General features: G+C 67.8%; 2 protein-coding genes. Both read left to right on the top strand.

Annotated features, from left to right (window positions below; all coding sequences use genetic code 11):
- Positions 1 to 1,046: ATP-dependent DNA ligase (locus tag WAN02_RS24805; protein ID WP_422267370.1), on the top strand; the 1,046-nt coding region annotated here is incomplete at its 5' end.
- Positions 1,047 to 1,091: 45 nt separating this feature from the next.
- Positions 1,092 to 1,797: carbon starvation CstA family protein (locus WAN02_RS24800; RefSeq protein WP_422267368.1), on the top strand; the 706-nt coding region annotated here is incomplete at its 3' end.

Genomic DNA, 1,797 nt, shown 5'->3' with positions numbered 1-1,797 from the left:
CGGCGGCGGGCCTGAGCGGCGGTGCCGCGGCGTTGGAAGCGTTCACCCTGCAGGTGGGCCGGCCAGTTGGCCCGATGCTGGCGCAGACCGCTGCAGGTGTTGGAGAAGCGCTGGAAAAGCTCGGCGGCACAGGGGTTTTCGAGGCGAAGCTAGACGGCGCCCGAGTGCAGATACACCGGGCGGGCGATCAGGTCACCGTCTACACCCGAAGCCTCGACGACGTCACCGCACGACTGCCGGAGGTGGTCGAGGCGACCCTGGCGCTGCCGGTTCGCGAGCTGATCGTCGACGGCGAGGCGATCGCGCTGCGTTCCGACGGCCGGCCAGAGCCCTTCCAGGTCACCGCGTCGCGCTTCGGCCGCTCGATTGACGTGGCGGCGGCCCGCACCGCCCAGCCACTCTCGGTGTTCTTCTTCGACATCCTGCACCGCGACGGCCTCGACCTGCTCGACGCGCCTACCAGCGAGCGCACCGCGGCGCTCGACGACATCGTGCCCGTGCACAACCGGGTCGATCGGCTGATCACCTCGGATCCGGCTGCCGCCGGCGAGTTCCTGGATAGGACGCTGGCCGCCGGACATGAGGGCGTGATGGCAAAGTCGCTGACCGCACCGTATGAGGCGGGCCGCCGCGGGGCCGGTTGGCTCAAGGTGAAGCCGGTTCACACCCTGGACCTGGTGGTGTTGGCCGTCGAGTGGGGGTCGGGCCGGCGTAAGGGAAAGCTGTCCAATATTCATCTGGGCGCCGTCGATCCGGCCGGTGGCGGCTACGTGATGTTGGGCAAGACGTTCAAGGGTATGACCGACGCGATGCTGGAGTGGCAGACCGTGCGGTTTCACGAGCTGGCAGTGGGCGGCACCGAGGGCTACGTCGTGCAACTGCGGCCGGAGCAGGTGGTCGAGGTGGCGTTCGACGGTGTGCAGGGCTCCTCGCGTTACCCCGGTGGCTTGGCGCTGCGGTTCGCCCGGGTGCTGCGCTACCGCGACGACAAACGACCCGAGGAAGCCGACACCATCGAAACTGTGCGCGCCATGTACCGGGGTTAAGCTGCCAGCGGCCCAATTTCGCGTGGTGACACGACAGGAGGCGCCGTGGCAGCACCGCCGCAGCCGACGCCCGATACCCAGCATCTGAGCTACATCCACACTGACGCCGACCTGCCGCCGGTCGCCATCATCGACCGCTCCCCCATCGGCACCAAGCACAAGATCTTCTTCGGCGTGATCGCAGTGCTCGGCGCGGTGGCCTGGGCGGTCATCGCCTTCGCTCGCGGCGAGACGGTCAACGCGGTGTGGTTCGTCGTCGCGGCGATCTGTACCTACGTCATCGGGTACCGGTTCTACGCGCGGCTGATCGAGGCGAAGATCGTGCGTCCGCGCGACGATTACGCCACGCCCGCAGAGATATTCGACGACGGCACCGACTATGTGCCCACTGACCGGCGGGTGCTGTTCGGCCATCATTTCGCCGCGATCGCCGGGGCCGGACCACTGGTCGGACCGGTGCTGGCCACCCAGATGGGCTATTTGCCGTGCAGCATCTGGATCGTCTTCGGGGCCGTGTTCGGCGGTTGTGTGCAGGACTACCTGGTGTTGTGGATCTCCACCCGGCGACGGGGCCGTTCCCTGGGCCAGATGGCCCGCGACGAGCTGGGCGCCACGGGCGGGGCCGCCGCCCTAGTCGGCGTCCTGGTCATCATGGTGATCCTGATCGCGGTTCTGGCAATGATCGTGGTGCAGGCACTGGCCGAAAGCCCCTGGGGCGTGTTCTCCATAGCGATGACTATCCCCATCGCGC

The sequence above is a fragment of the Mycobacterium sp. genome (assembly GCF_049281135.1).
Lineage (GTDB): Bacteria > Actinomycetota > Actinomycetes > Mycobacteriales > Mycobacteriaceae > Mycobacterium.
The sequence above is the reverse complement of the archived record's forward strand: the minus strand, read 5'-3'. Positions and strand labels throughout refer to the sequence as shown.